13 protein-coding genes and 1 other RNA gene are annotated in these 17,568 nt (G+C 69.2%); 10 read left to right on the forward strand and 4 right to left on the reverse strand.

The genetic code is table 11. The features are described from left to right. Nucleotides 1-183 precede the first annotated feature (183 nt). From ftsE to ssrA, 5 genes are all read left to right on the forward strand, one after another. Complete coding sequence (gene ftsE / locus ABT061_RS22430; protein ID WP_012888192.1) at nucleotides 184-873, forward strand: cell division ATP-binding protein FtsE; 690 nt, start codon at nucleotides 184-186, stop codon at nucleotides 871-873. A 31-nt stretch (nucleotides 874-904) separates the two neighbouring features. Further along, entirely contained in the window at nucleotides 905-1,813 is a 909-nt protein-coding gene (ftsX, locus tag ABT061_RS22435) for a permease-like cell division protein FtsX (protein WP_350920942.1), read from the forward strand. A gap of 98 nt (nucleotides 1,814-1,911) precedes the next feature. Then, a complete protein-coding gene (gene smpB / locus ABT061_RS22440; RefSeq protein WP_350920945.1) occupies nucleotides 1,912-2,379 on the forward strand; it encodes an SsrA-binding protein SmpB in 468 nt (155 codons plus the stop codon). After that, nucleotides 2,376-4,265, forward strand: coding sequence for a penicillin-binding transpeptidase domain-containing protein (locus tag ABT061_RS22445; RefSeq protein ID WP_350920947.1), 1,890 nt, complete (start codon nucleotides 2,376-2,378; stop codon nucleotides 4,263-4,265). Before smpB ends, ABT061_RS22445 begins: the two co-directional genes overlap by 4 nt. 357 nt (nucleotides 4,266-4,622) lie before the next feature. Further along, nucleotides 4,623-5,007, forward strand: a transfer-messenger RNA (tmRNA) gene (ssrA, locus tag ABT061_RS22450). A 278-nt stretch (nucleotides 5,008-5,285) separates the two neighbouring features. Here ssrA and glpK read toward each other — a convergent pair. Together glpK and ABT061_RS22460 are read right to left on the reverse strand one after the other, a co-directional pair. After that, complete coding sequence (gene glpK, locus ABT061_RS22455) at nucleotides 5,286-6,803, reverse strand: glycerol kinase GlpK (protein ID WP_350920949.1); 1,518 nt, start codon at nucleotides 6,801-6,803, stop codon at nucleotides 5,286-5,288. Nucleotides 6,804-6,875: 72 nt separating this feature from the next. Then, nucleotides 6,876-7,703, reverse strand: coding sequence for an MIP/aquaporin family protein (locus tag ABT061_RS22460; protein ID WP_350920952.1), 828 nt, complete (start codon nucleotides 7,701-7,703; stop codon nucleotides 6,876-6,878). Between the two features lie 367 nt (nucleotides 7,704-8,070). Between ABT061_RS22460 and ABT061_RS22465 the strand changes: the two genes are divergently transcribed. Next, entirely contained in the window at nucleotides 8,071-9,141 is a 1,071-nt protein-coding gene (locus ABT061_RS22465; protein ID WP_350920954.1) for a polysaccharide deacetylase family protein, read from the forward strand. An 18-nt stretch (nucleotides 9,142-9,159) separates the two neighbouring features. On the opposite strand, the gene ABT061_RS22470 is transcribed toward ABT061_RS22465, so the two are convergent. Then, the gene (locus ABT061_RS22470) at nucleotides 9,160-10,287 is read right to left on the reverse strand and encodes a S1C family serine protease (protein WP_350920956.1); all 1,128 of its coding nucleotides are present in this window, start codon (nucleotides 10,285-10,287) and stop codon (nucleotides 9,160-9,162) included. Between the two features lie 19 nt (nucleotides 10,288-10,306). Next, on the reverse strand, nucleotides 10,307-11,770 hold the full coding sequence (locus ABT061_RS22475) for an AMP-binding protein (RefSeq protein WP_350920958.1): 1,464 nt from the start codon (nucleotides 11,768-11,770) through the stop codon (nucleotides 10,307-10,309). Between the two features lie 636 nt (nucleotides 11,771-12,406). Here ABT061_RS22475 and ABT061_RS22480 point away from each other — a divergent pair. The 4 genes from ABT061_RS22480 (at nucleotide 12,407) to ABT061_RS22495 (ending at nucleotide 17,563) form a co-directional block, all read left to right on the forward strand. Continuing rightward, on the forward strand, nucleotides 12,407-13,219 hold the full coding sequence (locus tag ABT061_RS22480) for a hypothetical protein (RefSeq protein ID WP_350920961.1): 813 nt from the start codon (nucleotides 12,407-12,409) through the stop codon (nucleotides 13,217-13,219). Nucleotides 13,220-13,383: 164 nt separating this feature from the next. Continuing rightward, on the forward strand, nucleotides 13,384-15,600 hold the full coding sequence (locus ABT061_RS22485; RefSeq protein ID WP_350920963.1) for an acyl-CoA dehydrogenase family protein: 2,217 nt from the start codon (nucleotides 13,384-13,386) through the stop codon (nucleotides 15,598-15,600). A gap of 57 nt (nucleotides 15,601-15,657) precedes the next feature. Beyond that, the gene (locus ABT061_RS22490) at nucleotides 15,658-17,298 is read left to right on the forward strand and encodes an MmpA family trehalose lipid delivery protein (protein ID WP_350920964.1); all 1,641 of its coding nucleotides are present in this window, start codon (nucleotides 15,658-15,660) and stop codon (nucleotides 17,296-17,298) included. 142 nt (nucleotides 17,299-17,440) lie between these two features. Then, the gene (locus ABT061_RS22495; RefSeq protein WP_350920967.1) at nucleotides 17,441-17,563 is read left to right on the forward strand and encodes a hypothetical protein; all 123 of its coding nucleotides are present in this window, start codon (nucleotides 17,441-17,443) and stop codon (nucleotides 17,561-17,563) included. The last annotated feature ends 5 nt before the right edge of the window (nucleotides 17,564-17,568 follow it).

Genomic DNA, 17,568 nt, shown 5'->3' on the forward strand with positions numbered 1-17,568 from the left:
CGAATCGTTTTGTTTCCGTTATGGACGTTCCATGCCAGTCTTCCCCCTAGACTGGGCTCCGGCCAACCGGAACGTCGATCAAGCGTAAATGACCGGCGCCCCCCGACCGGCGAGAGGTGGAAGTGGCCCTCTGCCACTCCTGCGACCGTCCTACCCCCTAGACTGGCATGCCGTGATGCGCCCGTGATCCATTTTGATAATGTCACCAAGGTCTACGCGAACCAGAACCGGCCCGCGCTGGACCACGTCAGCGTCGATGTCGACAAGGGCGAGTTCGTGTTCCTCGTTGGCCCCTCGGGGTCCGGGAAATCGACCTTTCTCCGCCTGGTCCTGAAGGAGGAGCGCCCCAACTCGGGCGCGATCCACGTGGCCGGCAAGGACCTCGCCCGACTGTCCAACTTCAAGATCCCGCACCTGCGCCGCCGGATCGGTTGTGTCTTCCAGGACTTCCGGCTGCTCCCGAACAAGAACGTGTATGAAAATGTCGCGTTCGCTCTGGAGGTGATCGGCAAGCCACGGCGTTTCATCCGTAAGGTGGTCCCCGAGGTCGTCGAGCTCGTCGGCCTTGAAGGCAAGGCACACCGAATGCCCGACGAGCTGTCCGGTGGCGAGCAGCAGCGGGTCGCGATGGCCCGGGCGTTCGTCAACCGGCCGATGATCCTGCTGGCCGACGAGCCGACCGGAAACATCGACCCCGCGACGAGCATCGGCATCATGAAGGTGCTCGACCGGATCAACCGGACCGGCACCACGGTCGTCATGGCCACGCACGACGCGGCCATCGTCGACTCCATGCGCAAGCGGGTGGTGGAACTGGAGGACGGCAAGATCGTCCGTGACCAGTCGCGGGGCGTGTACGGCCAGGCGTACTGACACCAGGACCGGAAAGAGCGACAGGAAGAGCATGCGGGCAAACTTCATCTTCTCCGAGGTCTGGATCGGCCTCCGCCGCAACCTCACGATGACCATCGCGGTCATCGTGACCGTGGCGATCGGCATGGCGTTGCTGGGCGTCGGTCTGATGATCAACTCCCAGATCTCCAGCATGAAGGACTTCTGGGCGGACAAGGTCGAGGTCTCGGTCTTCCTGTGCAAGAAGAACGACCCCTTCCCGCAGTGCAAGGGCAGTGGCGGCGTCAACGCCCAGGAGCAGGCCGAGCTGAAGGCGACCATCGAGGCCATGCCGCAGGTCGAGCAGGTCACCGTGGAGAACGCGGCCGAGGCCTACAAGAACTTCCGGGACCAGAACGCCAACAACACGGTGTTGCTCTCCGCCATCCAGGTCGAGGACATGCCCGAGTCGCTGCGGGTCAAGCTCAAGGACCCGGAGGCCTACGGGCCGGTGATCGAGGCGGTCAAGGGCGCCCCGGGAGTCTCCAACGTGGTCAACCAGAAGGAGCTCCTGGAGAAGTTCTTCGGGCTGCTGGAGAAGCTCCGCTGGGCCGCTCTCATCGTGGCGATCATCCTGGTCTTCGCGGCCACCCTGCTGATCGGCAACACCGTCAGGCTCTCGGCGTACAACCGCAGGCGTGAGACCGGCATCATGCGCCTGGTGGGTGCCTCCAACCTCTACATCCAGCTCCCGTTCGTGATGGAGGGCGTCATCGCCGGCCTGATCGGTGGTGTGGTGTCCGCGGTGATGCTGATCGTCAGCAAGGTCTTCCTCTTCGACGGGGTGCAGCTCTACCTCTCTCCCAACAGCCAGCTCTCCTGGGAGACGGTCGCCTCGGTGATCAGTCTCACCATGGTCATCGGTGTGTTCATCTGTGTGCTGGCCTCCTTCGTCACGCTCCGCCGCTACCTGCGGGTGTGACACCCCCCTGCCCCTCCAGGACCGTCGCGCGGGCGCCCGGCGCCCGCGCGCCGCTCTCGGGCGCGGTTCGCGGCTCCGCTGACCGGTAGGCTCAAGACATGCCACGTGAGACCGGGCGGAAGGTAATCGCCCAGAACAAGCGTGCCTGGCACGACTACCACATCGAGGACACCTACGAGGCTGGTCTTGTGCTCCAGGGCACGGAGGTCAAGTCGCTGCGGCTCGGCCGCGCCTCCCTCCTCGACGGGTACGCCGTCATCAAGGACGGCGAGGCATGGTTGATCAACGTCCACATCCCCGAATACACCATGGGTACCTGGACCAACCATGCCGCACGCCGATCCCGCAAGCTCCTGCTGCACCGCAAGGAGATCGACAAGCTGGTCGCCAAGACCAAGGAGGGCGGCCTGACCCTGGTGCCGCTCGCCATCTACTTCAAGGACGGCAGGGCCAAGATCGAGATCGGCCTCGCCAAGGGAAAGAAGGACTGGGACAAGCGGCAGACGCTGGCCGAGAACCAGGCCAAGCGGGAGATGGCACGCGCGCTCAGGCACAGGAACAGATGACGGTGCGAGGAAGGGCCAGGCGTGCCGCCTCCGCGGCGCTCGCGCTGGCGGTGACGGCTCCCATGCTGTCCGCCTGCTTCGAGGAGCCCTCGGCCCACGAGGCGGTGCGCGACTTCCTGATCGGCTGGCAGACGGGCGACTACGCCGCGGCGGCCAAGCGCACCGACGGCGATGAGAAGGTTGTCAGCAAGGCGCTCGAAGACGCCAAACTCCAGCTGGACGCGGCCTCGTTCCGCTTCAACGTCAAGAGCATGCGGCGCGCCGCGGACGAGGTCGAGGCCGACTTCGACGCCGAGGTCGACCTGGGGGAGAACAACCCCCTGTGGGAGTACGAGGGCAAGCTCCCGCTGCACCTGGTCGACGGCAACTGGAAGGTGCGCTGGTCGCCCAGCGTTCTCCACCCCCAGCTGCGCGAGGGGCAGCGGTTCGCCGTGAAGGTCACCCCCGAGGGGCGTCAGCCGATCCTCGACCGCAACCGCGACCCGCTGCAGGAGAAGGCCATCCTGCACGTGGCGAGCGTGATTCCGGCCAATCTGAAGAACGACGAGGCGGACAAGCTCTGCCAGCGGCTCTCCAAGATCACTGGATTTCCGCATGACCGCCTGCTGAGCCGGATCCGTTCCGCCCAGCCCAACCTCCAGGTCCCGCTGGTCACCTTCGGCCGTACGAAGTTCGGGCAGCTCCGCGCCCAGCTGGAGGCGATCCCCGGCATCATCCTCTCCCAGCAGGAGCAGTCGGTCGCCCCCGCCTCGCCCACCCAGATCGTCGGCACCGTCACCGCCGTCACCCCCGAGACCGAGCAGCAGCTCGGCGGTCCGCAGCGGGCCGGGGACACGGTCGGCAGGGCCGGTCTGCAGAAGGCGTACCAGGAGAACCTGACCGGCTCGACCGACACCCGTGTGATCACTGTCGATCTCAAGACGCTCAAGGTGACCGAGCTCAAGAAGTGGCGGCCCGACCGTTCCACCTCGCCGGTGCAGACCACGCTCGACCGCGCCCACCAGAAGGCGGCCGACAGCGCGCTGCTGGGCGGGTCCGGCATGATGGTCGCGGTTCAGGCCTCGACCGGCGACATCCTGGCGGTGTCCAGCACCAACGAGTACAACCAGGAGAAGCACGCCCTCGCCGGGAGGTTCCCCGCGGGGACCACGTTCTCCATCATGTCCGTCGAGGGCATGCTCAAGGCGCGGATCAGCCCCAAACAGAAGCTGGCCTGCCCCGCGGACAGGACCGTCGCCGGTGTCGCGTTCCATCAGGAGGGTGCGCCCATCGGGGTGACGCCGACCCTTCAGGCCAACTTCGCCACCGGTTGCGTGACCGCGCTCGCCTCGCTGGCCCGCAGGATCGACGGCTCCGAACTGGCGTCCGCCGCCGCGAAGTTCGGCATCGAGGCGCCCTGGGCCCTGCCGTTGAAGGGGTTCAGCGGTTCCATGAGGCCGCTCAAGAACGACGCCGCCACGGCGAAGGCACTCGCCGGGCAGAACGTGCTGGTCAGCCCGCTCTCCATGGCGCTGGTCGCCGGGGCGGTCGCCTCGGGCACCTGGCGTCCGCCGGTTCTGGTCACCGACCCTCGGACCACCGATCCCACGACGGAGACCGAGCCCTACAAGGCGCCCGATCCGATCAAACTGGACGACAAGACCGTCGACACCCTCCGCACCTTCATGCGCAGTGGCGTGACCGCGGGCTCGGCACGCGCCGCCGCGGCTCCCGGCGACCCCGTCCACGGCATCACGGCCGTCGCCTCGCAGAACCGCAAGCCGTTCGCCTGGTTCGTGGGATGGCAGGGAGACGTGGCCGTCGCCGTGCTGATGCAGAGTCCCGACCCCACGGCAGGTGCGGCCGCCGCGGGACGCTTCTTCCAGGGGCTCCACGCTGGGCTGTGATCTCCCGGAATATTCTTTTCACCCTGAGCAACCGCAGGGTGCCTCGTTTGCGTCCTTCTAAGTGACCGGGCACCGCTTGGGGGGTTGCGGGCTCGGTCGCTGTGATGAGATCAGGGCCTCATCTCGGGGGAGGCCCTGCCCGTCAGGACCGGCTCGACCCTGCCGGTCGACCCCGGGGACGCTCGCGATTCGCGGGCGTCCCCGGGGTTTCGGTGTTCCCGGCCCGGTGCCCGCACTCCGCCGCGCCCCCACCGCCTCGCCCGGCGCACCGGGCGGGAATTCGATTGGCGTTACCTCTGTTGTAACAGGTATCTTCGGATAGCTCGCCCCCTCGGGGGCGGGTTGAAAATTCAACAGGGGGGTGACTGGTTTCGACTTTGGCTTTGCAAGCCAGGTGAAGCGGGTCGAGGACTGCGGACATAACCTCGTTAACACTGTGACCGCGACCAATAAGTGCCAATAAGACGCACTCCGAAGTCAGCCAGGGCAACCTGGCACTCGCCGCCTAAGCAGCGAGTGACTTCTGCCGGCCCGGGAGCGCCTCCGGCCCGGATCCGGCATCGCTAGGAGGCTCAACCGATCGACCCGGCCACGGGGAAGATCGGGAAATCTTACAGTGGCTGAGCCCGTCGGCGACTTGCCTGCGTGATTGCCGGGGCTGAGAAAAGCACAGCAGGCTGCACCCGGAGAAGCCCTGTCTTGGAGTTGAAGGACGCGGGTTCGATTCCCGCCACCTCCACCCCCGTTCCGCGCTCGAACCGTGCGGAACAGATCGCCGAAGGGCGGTCGGGGCGGCGACCTCGCCGCCCCGACCGCCCTTCGTTCATGCGGGCCTTCGTTCATGCGGGACGTCCGCTGTCAGCACGGTGATCTCGTCCTCGTCGGGAGCGCCGCCGCCGGATGTGGCGGACTCGCGCGCCGGGATTCCTTTCGCACTCGGCGGCGGTTCTCCCGGGCCTAGATGGTGAGCGAGCTCTCGATGCGAAGCGGCGGCGCGGCGGAGCGTGCGGAGCGGGGCGTTCAGGACACGTCGACCCAGTTGAGGGTGCGTTCGACTGCCTTCTTCCAGCCGGCGTAGCCGACGGCCCGCTGCTCCTCGGACCACTGCGGCTCCCAGCGGCGGCCCTCCTGCCAGTTCTGTTTGAGCTCGTCCTTCGACTTCCAGAAGCCGACGGCCAGCCCCGCCGCGTAGGCGGCCCCCAGCGCGGTCGTCTCGGCCACCACGGGCCTGGAGACGGGTACGCCGAGCAGGTCGGCCTGGATCTGCATGCACAGGTTGTTGGCGGTGACGCCGCCGTCGACCCGCAGGACGTCGAGGGTGACGCCGGAGTCCTGCCGCATCGCCTCGACCACGTCGCGGCTCTGGTAGCAGATCGCCTCCAGGGTGGCCCGCGCGAGGTGGGCGTTGTTGTTGAAGCGCGACAGGCCGACGATCGCGCCCCGGGCGTCCGACCGCCAGTACGGCGCGAAGAGGCCGGAGAAGGCGGGCACGAAGTAGACGCCGCCGTTGTCCTCGACCTGCCGGGCGAGCGACTCGCTCTGCGCCGCCCCCGAGATGATGCCGAGCTGGTCGCGGAGCCACTGCACGGCGGAGCCGGTCACGGCTATGGAACCCTCCAGCGCGTACACCGGCGGCTCCTCACCGAAGCGGTAGCAGACGGTGGTGAGCAGGCCGTGTTTCGAGCGGACCAGCTCGGTGCCGGTGTTGAGCAGCAGGAAGTTGCCGGTGCCGTAGGTGTTCTTGGCCTCGCCCACCTCGAAGCAGACCTGTCCGACGGTGGCGGCCTGCTGGTCGCCCAGGTCACCGGAGAGCGGGACCTCGCCACGTAGCGGGCCGCCCCTCCTGGTGGTGCCGTACAGACCGGGGTGGGAGGAGGGGGCGATGGCCGGCAGCATCCGGCGGGGGATGCCGAAGAACGACAGCAGCTCGTCGTCCCAGTCGAGGGTCTCCAGGTCCATCAGCATCGTGCGGCTGGCGTTGGTGGGGTCGGTGACGTGCACGCCGCCGTCGGTACCGCCGGTGAGATTCCACAGCAGCCAGGTGTCGGTGTTGCCGAAGATCGCCTCTCCGGCCTCGGCCGCCTCGCGTACCCCGTCCACGTTCTCCAGGATCCACTGGATCTTGCCGCCGGAGAAGTACGTCGCCGGGGGGAGGCCCGCCCTGTGCCGGATGACGTCGCCCCTGCCGTCGCGGTCCAGGGCCGAGGCGATCCGGTCGGTGCGGGTGTCCTGCCAGACGATCGCGTTGTGGTACGGGCGTCCGGTGGTCCGGTTCCAGACCACCGTGGTCTCGCGCTGGTTGGTGATGCCGAGCGCGGCGAGGTCGGCGGCGACCAGGCCCGCCCTGTTCAGCGCCGTCTCGATCACCGCCCTGGTGCGCTCCCAGATCTCCGTGGGGTTGTGCTCGACCCACCCCGCCCGCGGCAGGATCTGCTCGTGTTCGAGCTGGTGCCGGGCGATCTCGTTGCCGCCGTGATCGAAGATCATGAAACGGGTGCTCGTCGTGCCCTGGTCGACCGCTCCGACGAAGTCAGGCATTGCGTGGTGCCTCCTTGGTGAGACTCTCCGGGGATCTGCTGCTGTTCCTACCCGCGGTCGCCGCGCGCCCGTTCAGGGGTGGCGCGGGTCTTCGGGCGTTACGCGCCCCACCTCGGGGCCGGTCTCCTCGGAAGGAAGGAATCTGGCCACCAGGATCTCGTAGAGGAACGCCCCGATCAGCCCCCCGATGAGGGGCGCCACGATCGGCACCCAGAAGTAGAGCTGCCCGTACTGGTCCTGCCAGGCGGTCTCGTACCCGGTCAGGAACGAGGCGAGCCGCGGTCCGAAGTCGCGGGCGGGGTTGATGGCGTAGCCGGCGTTGCTGCCCCAGGCCATGCCGATGGCCACGACCACCAGGCCGATCACGAAGGGGGCGAGGTTGGCCATGGGTGCCGTGTTGCGCGTGTCGGAGAGGGCGAAGACGAGCAGGAGCAGGATGGCGGTGCCGATCACCTGGTCGCGGAAGGCGCCCCAGGTGCCGACGGGCAGGGAACCGTTGCCCGGCAGGGTCGAGAAGACGCCCTGGGTCTTGATGGTGAGCCCGGGGTCGGCCTTCTCCAGCACCTCGCCGTAGTTGAAGCGGACGATGAGCGCCGCCACGAACGCGCCCGCGGTCTGCGCCAGGCAGTACGGCAGGACCTTGTGCCAGGAGAAGCCCTTGAAAGCGGCCAGCGCGACGGTGACGGCGGGGTTGATGTGGGCGCCACTGGTGCGCGCCGAGACGTAGACGCCCAGCGTCACCCCGAGCCCCCATGCCCAGGCGATGCTGTCGTGGTCGCCGACCCCGGCCGCCACGACCTGGGCCACCACCGCGACCCCGAACAGGATCAGCACCAGGGTGCCGGTGAACTCGGCCGCCATCTCGCCGAGAAGCCCGCGGCCCCTCAGCTGCTCCGCCATCTCTCCTCCTTGCGATGCCGTCCGGATCCTGCTCGGATGCCCGGACGGTAGGTGCGAAATAGCGGGAGGTCAACGGTAGCGTGACTGAATTATTGAATAATGGTCAACAAAATGAGTCATCGGTAACACCGCTAAATACCGGACGATGCCTGTCACCCGCGGCTTCCACACCGGGTGAGAATCCCGCTGCCGATCGATTTCCCGCGGCGGACGCCCCTTCTGGGCGGGGCCGGTGCGACGCGGAAAGGGCAGGGCCCGCGCGATGTCGCCGAAAGTGGCTCCGGCGCGAACCTTTGCCAGTGGCGGAGGTCAACCCGCAGGTCAGAGGGGGATGAGAAGCGTATCGTCAGCGCGCTTGGAGGATTCGATGGGCCGTCTCAGAATAGCCAGGGTCGGTGTGGTGGTCGTCGCGGCAGGAGTCGTGCTGGCCGGATGCGGATCGGGACAGGACGAGGCCGACGAGCAGAAGGCGAAGCTGGCCGCCGCGGCCAAGGCGTCGGCCGCCGCGGCGGCCTCGCAGGCCAACCTCCTCAAGACCAGGACGGCGGCCGCCGCCAAGGTCAAGGCCAACGAGCTCGGTCAGGTCCCCGTTCTCATGTACCACCGGGTGGTCGACAAGCCCGCGACCCAGGACGACCGCACTCCCAAACAGTTCCGCACCGAGCTGGAGCGGCTGGCCAGGGAGGACTACGTGCCCGTCACCGCGGCCGAGTTCGTCACCGGGCGCATCGACATCCCGGCGGGCAAGCATCCCGTCGTCCTCACCTTCGACGACTCCTCACCCTCGCAGTTCGAGCTGGACGGAACGGGTGTCCCCCGGCCGAACACCGCGGTCGCGATCCTGCAGAGCGTCGCCAAGGCCCACCCCGGCTTCCGCCCGGTCGGCACGTTCTATGTCACGCGCGACATGTTCGGCAAGCAGACGCCCGAGGAGGGGGCGCAGATGCTCCTCTGGCTCACCGACAAGGGCTTCGACATCGGCAACCACACCCGCGACCACCTCAACCTGCGGGGCAAGGAGAAGAAGGCGGTGAACGCGGAGGTGGCGGCGGGCCACCGGCTCATCACCGGGCTGATCAAGACGCCCCCGGTCACGCTGGCGCTGCCGTACGGCAACCAGCCCGACACCAAGGAGTGGGGCCTCAAGGGCTCCTCGGGTGATGTCTCCTACAACTACGGCGGTGTGTTCCTCGCCGGCTACACCCCCGCGCTGTCGCCGTTCAACAAGAAGTTCGACCCGCTCGGCATCCCGCGCATCCGCTCGATGGACAAGACGGGCGACTGCGCCAAGTTCTGCTCCGTGGCCTGGCTCGACTGGTTGAAGGCGAACGCCGACGAGCGTTACACCTCCGACGGCGACGCGAAGACGATCGCCTTCCCCAAGTTCAAGGCGCCCTTCGTGGCCAAGTCCTTCAGCGATCGCGTCCTGCCCTACTGAGCCCGGTCCCGCCCCGGCTCAGCTCCCGTGCAGCTCCTCAAGGGGAACGGAGAGGGTGGTCCTTGAGCCGTCGGGGCGCAGGATCTCGACCTTCGCGTCCTCGCCGGGCTTGAGGGACGACAGGACCGTCGACAGGTCCTGGGTCGACGGGGTGGGCGTGCCGTTGATCGAGATGATCAGGTCTCCGGCCTTGAGTCCCGCCCGCTGCGCGCCGCTGTTCTTCAGCACCCGTACGACGCTGACGCCCGCGGGCTCCCCGCTCATGTCGATCACGGTCCGTACCACGACACCGAGCGCGGCCCGGTGGGTGTTGGTGACCTTGCCGTTCCTGATGATCTGCGTGGCGATGTCCTTGACGGTGTTGGAGGGGATCGCGAAGCCGATGCCCGCGGCCTGGGCGTTACCGAGTTCGGGGTTGACGGCGGTCAGGGTCGGCACGCCGATGACCTCGCCCGCGAGGTCGACCAGGGCGCCGCCACTGTTGCCCGGGTTGATCGGCGCGGAGGTCTGGATGGCCCCGCTGATCGTCGCCCCGGGCGAGTTGTCGTTCGAGGGCTCGGTGACGGTGCGGCCGAGCGCGGAGATGATCCCGTTGGTGACACTGCCGGACAGGCCCAGCGGGTTTCCCATGGCCATCACGATCTGGCCGACCCGCAGCTTGGCGGAGTCGCCGAAGACGGCGGGCTTCAGCCCGGTCGGGTCGTCCACCTTGATCACGGCCAGGTCGCCCAGCTCGAACGAGTTGATCAGTCTGGCCGTCCGGGGGGTGCCTCCCGTGGCGAGCGCGACCTCGAATCGCCTGCTGTTCCTGACCACGTGGGCGTTGGTGACGATGTGCCCGGCGGTGTCGAACACGACCCCCGAGCCGAGGCTCTCCCTCGTGGTGATCTGCACGATGGACGGCAGTGCACTGGTGATGATCTGCTCGTAGGCGGTCTCCAGGGAACCGAGTCCGCTTCCGGGAGCGGGTGTGGCCCCGGGCGGGCCTCCCGGGGAGGCGCCGACAGAGGCACCGACGGAGGTACTCGCTGAGACGCTGGGTGAGCCGGCCGTCCCGGGTGGTTGCAGACTCATGCCCTGGCCGCAGCCCGCGAGCGTCATGACGGCGGTCGCAAGCAACGCGACGCCTGTCTTTGATCGTCCCATGCATGGGTATCTTCCCAGCTCAGGCAGGAAGATACGTCTCGCGAAGGCCGCTGCGGCTGAGCTTGCCGGTGGGGGTGCGCGGCAGCCGGTCGCGATATTCGATCACCCGGGGGTGCTTGAGGCGTGCCAGCCGGGCCGCGCAGTGGGCCAGCAACTCGCCGGTGAGGTCCGCGCCGGGCACGGCGTCCGCCGAGGGCTGGACCAGCGCGACGACGCGCTGGCCCCATTCGGGGTCGGGTACGCCGATCACGGCGACGTCCGCCACCGAGGGGTGTTCCTGGAGTACCGCCTCGATCTCGGCGGGGTAGATGTTGACCCCGCCGGAGATGATCAGGTCGGTGCGCCGGTCGCAGAGGAACAGGTAGCCGTCGGTGTCCAGATAGCCGATGTCGCCGGGGGTGTAGAGATGACCGCGCATCGCCGAGGCGGTCTTGGACGGGTCCTGGTGGTACTCGAAGCGGTTGATGCCGCCGATGTAGACCAGGCCCGGCTCGCCGGGCGGGAGCTCGTCACCGTCGTCGCCGACGACGGTGAACTCCATGCCGTCGATGGCCCGGCCGACCGTGCCGGGCCGCTGTAGCCACTCCGCCGAGGAGACCATGGTGACCACGGCGGCCTCGGTCGAGCCGTAGTACTCCCACAGCACGGGGCCGAGCCAGTCGATCATCGCCTGCTTGGTGGCGGGTGGGCAGGGGGCGGCGCCGTGAAAGAGACGTGTTAACGATGATAAATCGTGCTTTGTTCTTACGGAGGCGGGCAGGGCCAGCAGCCGGTGGAACATGGTCGGCACCATGAAGGCGTTGGTCACCCGGTGCCGCTCGATGAGCGCCAGTGTCTCCGCGGCGTCGAACCGCTCGGTCACCACCACCGTGTGGCCGAAGTGCAGGGCCATCATCGTCTGCCCGTACGGCGCGGAGTGGTAGAGCTGCGACAGTAGTAGGTGCACCCCGCCGGATTCGAGCCCGAAGTGCCGCCAGCTCTTGCGCATCAGGATCGGGTGGAGGCCTTCCGGGGTCAACTCGATCAGCCGCCGCCGTACGCCCTTGGGCCTGCCGGTGGTGCCCGAGGTGTAGAGCATCATCGACCCGGCCCTGCGTCCCTCGGGCGGGGTGGTCGGCCGCCCCTCGGCGAGGGCACCGGTCTCCACGAACCCGCCCGGCACGGCGTGCCCGTACCGCTCGGAGCCGACCACCACCCGCGCGGCGCAGTCGGTGATGATGTAGCCGATCTCCTCGGCGGTGTAGTGCCAGTTCACCGGGATGTGATAGGCGCCGATCTGGTACGTCGCGAGCATCATCGTGATCGCGTCGATCCCGTTGGGCAGGACCGTCACGACCGTGTCGCCGGGCCGGGTACCGCGCGCCAGAAGGCCGTACGAGACCTGGTTGACCCGATCGTGCAGCTCGCCGTAGGTCACGTTGTCGCCCGCGACGACGGCGACACGTCCGGGATCGGCCGTTGCGATCTCGTAGAAGCCCCTCATAGCCGCGACCATACAGAACGACATTCTGTTCATGGAAGGGGAAAGGCGGTTACCTGGGCTGATGCACATCCCGTGGCCGAAGCGTAATAAACGACGATGCGTCGAATCTTTCCCAGGTGACATACCCTGACGCGTATGGCGGACGTCGGCGGTAACTCCTCCGGGCGCTCTAACGAGAGATATATCCCCTCATATGACGCGCCCACGGCTCCCATTCCCGCCATTCCCGCTGAAGACGGTTCGGTCATCAGCCCTCGGGTGCCCAGAAGATTTCCCATCGGAGACGGTGAGGAGACCGTGTTGGTCTCCAGACCAACGCCGCCTGGATCGTTCCCCCACTCGCCGCCGCCCGATTCCGGCCGTTCCGACGCGACTTCCGGTGACGGGGCGGACGATCCGGGGGCGGAGACCGACCGGGTGCGCGAGTCCGGTGGACTCGGGACGATCCCGGTCAGGCGGATAGGCGGCTCCGCGGGCCCCTGGCGTCCCGACAGGGCCGGTGCTTCCGGTCGGACGGGCACGTCCGGTCAGACAGGTGCTTCCGGTCAGACAGGCGCGTCCGGTCGGGCGGGCACGGGAGACAGGGCGGACGGCGGCGTCGCGACGGGGTGGCCCGGCGCGTCACAGCGGCCCGGCGTGTTCGGCGAGCCGGGGGCGCAGGGTCAACCGGCCGGGCGGGTCCGGCCCGGCGGGCCGAGCGGAGCGGGACGGAAGTCCGATGGCCTGCTGATGCGGATCGGCGACATCCCGATCCGGGTCGCCTACAGCCTGGGTGCCGCCGTCATCACCGGCGTCATCGTGGTTCTGATCTTCATGCTCTTCTCCGGCGACGAGCCCTCGGACCCGGTGGGGGCCCGCCAGAGCGTGGCGCCCACGGTGCAGCCCTCGCCGACCGTGTCTCCGATCACGCTGCCCGCCCTGCCGGACGCGACGGCGCTGAAGGCGCTGCCGGGCACGCCGAGCGTGGTGCTGGGCGCGGTGACCGACGCCAAATCCGCGGTGACCTATGCCAGCCTGGGCAAGCCGTGGGCCGCCAAGGCCGTGCCGTCGTTCTCCGCCGGCCAGCAGGTCGGCTCGGCCGGGCTGCCGCGCACGGTCATCGCCTCGGGACCCCTGCCCGGTGCCACCCCGGTCAAGCCGCTCAAGAGCGACGCCGACTACCGCAAGGCGGCGTTGAGCGCGGTGAAGTGGACGATCCGCAACCACCACCCCGAGGGAGGCAAGGTCACCTGGACCGCCTCGCAGCGCCTGGCCACCGGCAAGGGGTGGGTGCTCGCCTACCGGGTGACCTACGAGGTCAAGGGCAAGGAGCATTCCTCCCAGGCGGCGCTCGCGGTGATCGACATCGGCCGCCGCAAGCCCTCGGTGCTCTTCGTGACCGTGCCCGACACGCGCAAGCGGCTCTGGGCCGACATCGCCCCCGTGGTGGCGAGCGTCCGCGCTCTCTGACGCACTCCTGCGGCCATGCCCGTTCGGTGAGAGCCGGGCCTTCCGCGGTCACCGGTGGGCTGCGACGGCAAGGGGGCGGCGTACCCGGGGAAGAGGGTCGCGCGTTGTGATGGAAGCACCTTCTAGAATATGGTTCTGGCATTGAATCGCGTCTGGAGGCTGTCATGGCGATCGGATTGAGCGAGGAGCACGAGGCGCTCCGGGAATCGGTGACCGGGTGGGCGGAGCGCAACATCCCGTCCGAGGTCGTGCGTGCCGTCATCGCGGCCGAGGGTGAGGAGCGCCCCGGCTTCTGGCCGGGACTGGCCGACCAGGGCCTGCTCGGCCTGCACATCCCCGAGGAGTACGGCGGCAGCGGCTACGGCCTGCTGGAGACCGCCGTCGCCGTCGAGGCCCTCGGCGAGCGCGTCGCTCCCGGGCCCTACGTTCCCACGGTGCTCGCCAGCGCCGCGATCCTCGCCTCCGACGGCAAGGCGCACGGCGAGCTGCTGCCCGGCCTCGCCGACGGCACGCTGACCGGTGCGGTCGCGCCGTTCTCCTCGATCACCGGTACCCGAGGCGAGGACGGCACCCTGACGATCGGCGGCACCGTGGATCTGGTGCTGGGCGGCGCGCTGGCCGACGTCCTGGTGCTCCCGGTGAGCACGGACCGTGGCGAGGAGTGGGTCGCGGTGGACGCCTCCGCGGCGACCGTGACGCCGGTCGGCTCGCTCGACCTCACCCGGGGCGTGGCCAAGGTCGAGCTGGACGCGGTCACCGTACCGGCCGGGCGGGTTCTCGACGGGCTGCAGGCCTCCGCGGTCCACAACCTGGCAGTGATCCTGCTCGGGGCCGAGGCGGCGGGCGTCGCCTCGTGGTGCGTGACCGCGGCCGCGGAGTACGCCAAGGTCCGCGTGCAGTTCGGCCGTCCGATCGGGCAGTTCCAGGGGGTCAAGCACAAGGCCGCCCGGATGCTCGTCGCCCTGGAGCAGGCCCGCGCGACGGTGTGGGACGCCGCCCGTGCCGCGGACGGTGGCGACGTCCCGGCGGACGAGCTGGCCTACGCCACCGCGATCGCGGGCGTGGTCGCCCCCGACGCGGCCGTGCTCTGCGCCAAGGACGCCGTGCAGATCTTCGGCGGCATCGGCTACACCTATGAGCACGACGCCCATCTGTACTACCGCCGCGCGCTGACCCTGCGCGCCCTGCTCGGCTCCTCGGCGGAGTGGGCCGAGGCGGTCGCCGAGCTGGCACTGAACGGGGTGAGCAGGGAGCTGGAGATCGAGCTGCCCGAGGAGGCCGCCGAGCTGCGCGAGAGCATCCGGGCCGAGGTCGCCGCCTTCGCCGCGCTGGAGGGCAGGGAGCAGAAGCGGGCGTTGGCCGAGGCCGGCTACGTCATGCCGCACCTGCCCAGGCCGTGGGGCCGCGACGCCAAGCCGCTGGAGCAGGTTCTCATCTTCCAGGAGCTCAAGGCCGCCGGGGTCAAGCTGCCCCAGATGATCATTGGTGCCTGGGTGGTGCCGTCGATCGCCGCGTACGGCACCCCCGAGCAGCAGGAGCGCTTCCTGCCGCCCACGCTGAGCGGCGAGATGATCTGGTGCCAGCTCTTCTCCGAGCCCGGCGCCGGCTCCGACCTCGCGTCCCTGCAGATGAAGGCCGAGAAGGTCGAGGGCGGCTGGCGGCTCAACGGCCAGAAGATCTGGACCTCGGTGGCGCACGTCGCCGAGTGGGGCATCTGCATCGCCCGCAACTCCTCGGAGGGTTCCAAGCACGAGGGCATCACCTATTTCCTCGTCGACATGAAGGGGGCCGGCGTCACCGTCAGGCCGCTCACCGAGATGACCGGCGAGAACCTGTTCAACGAGGTCTTCCTCGACGACGTGTTCGTCCCGGACGAGCTGGTCGTCGGCGAGGTGGGCCAGGGCTGGAAGGTCGCCAGGAACACCCTGTCCAACGAGCGGGTCTCGCTCTCGGGGGGTTCGGGCGGCACCGGCGCGTCCGTTCCGGACCTGCTCGGCCTGGCCGGGCGCCTCGGCCGGGAGCTGACCGCCGCCGAGCGCCAGGAGGTGGCGCGGGTCGTCTGCGAGGGGCACTCGATCGCCGCCCTCGGCCTGCGGGTGACCCTGAAGCAGCTGACCGGCGCCGAGCCCGGTGCCGACGCCTCGGTCCGCAAGCTGCTGTCCACCTCGCACGCCCAGCACGTCTCGGAGTGCGCGGTCTCGCTGCTCGGCCCCTCGGCCGTAGTCGCCGCCGACATGAAGCTCGGCGACGCCGGTTACTGGAACCGCGCCGTGCTCGCCACCCGCGCCATGACGATCTACGGCGGCACCACCGAGGTGCAGCTCAACATCATCGGCGAGCGCATGCTCGGCCTGCCCCGCGATCCCGAGCCGGGTAAGTAGTCCACAGCTCCGGATATATGCATGTATATCCGGAGCAAGCACATAAAGTCGGTCAGCATGGGCGGCGAGTGGGGCGAGACGGCGAAGCGGTTCGCGCCTGCCCTGCTCGGCCTGCTGTTCGGGCTGCTCGCTCTCGGGCCCGCTCTGGGACCGGGATTCGTGCTCAGGTACGACATGGTGTTCGTGCCCGACCCGCCGCCGGTGCTGCCCGGGGAGGGGTTTCCCCGGGCGGTGCCCAGTGACCTGGTGGTCGCGCTCCTCTCCCGGGTCGTCCCCGAACAGGTGCTCCAGAAGGTCGTGCTGCTGGGGATCTTCGTGCTGGCCGCGTCCGGCGCGGCCGCGCTGGCGCCCTCCCGGAGGCTGGGGCCCCGTCTGGCGGCGGCGGCCTTCTACAGCTGGAACGCCTACCTCGCCCAGCGGCTGCTGCTCGGCCAGTGGGCACTGCTGCTGGGAGTCGCGGGACTGCCCTGGGCGGTGCGCGCGGTGGCGCTCGGCGGGCGGTCGCGGCTGGTCGCCGCGCTGCTCCCGGCGGCGGTGGGCGGATTCCAGGCGATGCTGGTCGCCGCGCCGGCCCTGCTCGCGACGGCGGTGACAGCGCCGGTGACAGCATCGGCGACAGGGCCGGTGACAGCCGATGGAAGGTCCGCGACGCCCGCCAGGAGGGTGCGGGTCCGGCGGGTGCTGGAGGTCACGCTGGTCATGGCGGTGCTGAGCCTGCCCTGGCTGGTGCCCGCCCTGAGCAGCCGGGCCGTGACCGATCCGGCCGGGGCCTGGGCGTTCGCGGCCAGGGCCGACGGCCCACTGGGTACGGTCGGCAGCCTGCTCTCGCTGGGCGGGATCTGGAACGCCCATGCCGTCCTGCCCGGCCAGGAGACCTGGTGGTCGGCGATCGTACGGCTGCTGCTCGCCGCGGTCGCCGTCTGGGGGTTCGCTCGCCTGCCGGGCTCGCCGGCGCGCCACGGCGCCGGGGCGGCGGAGCCGTACCGGGCGGGGCTGGCGGTGGCGGCGGTGGCCGGGCTGGCGGTGGCGCTGGTGGGGGCCTTCGCCCCCGGCGTGCTGGGCGGCCTGATCGGCTGGTGGCCCGGGTTCGGGCCGCTCCGTGACGGGCAGCTGTACCTCGCCCCGTTCGTCCTGCTGCAGGCGGTGGGCCTGGCCGCGGTCGTCGCGCGCTGGAACTCGCGTGCCGTCGCGGCCGTCGCGGTGGCCACCCCGGTCCTGGTCCTGCCCACCTTCGCCCTCGGCGCGTTCGGCAGGCTGTCGGCGGTGGACTACCCGGACGAGTGGCGAAAGGTCCAGGCGATCGTGAACGCCGATCCCGCGCCGGGGGCGTTGCTCTCGCTGCCGTGGGGGGCGCACCGGGCGTTCGGCTGGAACGGCGATCGGGTGATCCTCGACCCCGCGACCAAGATGTTCCGGCGCCGGGTGCTCTGGAACGACGCGCTGCTGGTGGGGCTGCCCGGCGGAGGCAGACTGCGGGTCGCGGCGGAGGATCCGGCTTCCGCCGAGGTGGCGGCGGCGCTGGGCGTCGAGCCGGGTGGGCGGATGGCGGCACTGGCAGGGCTGAATGTCCGTTATGTTCTTATTTATGGGGGCGGCAACCCGTTCCAAATCCCGGGGGGCGACGACCCGTTCCGCGGTTCCGCGACCGTCTTCCACGGGTCCGAACTCCGGTTGCTGCGCCTTGACGCACCTTCCTGAGCTGGGCGTATCCCCGGACCTCCGAACTACCCGAGGGTAACTTTATTTGTCACATTTTCACCAAAGCTATGGCTTATGAGATGAATCACGTTCTACTCTCGGCACACTGTCCGGATTCTGGAGGGAGAGCTCAGTGTTACGAGTGATCGCAGCCTTGGCCGTTGGCACGGTGCTTGCGGTGGGTGCCTCCGTGGCAGTGGTGAACGTGGCCGCCCCCACCCCGGAGCCGCCCAACCGGCCCCTGTACAACTACGGCGACAGGTGATCCGA

This window comes from Streptosporangium sp. NPDC002544, from assembly GCF_040295965.1.
GTDB lineage: Bacteria > Actinomycetota > Actinomycetes > Streptosporangiales > Streptosporangiaceae > Streptosporangium.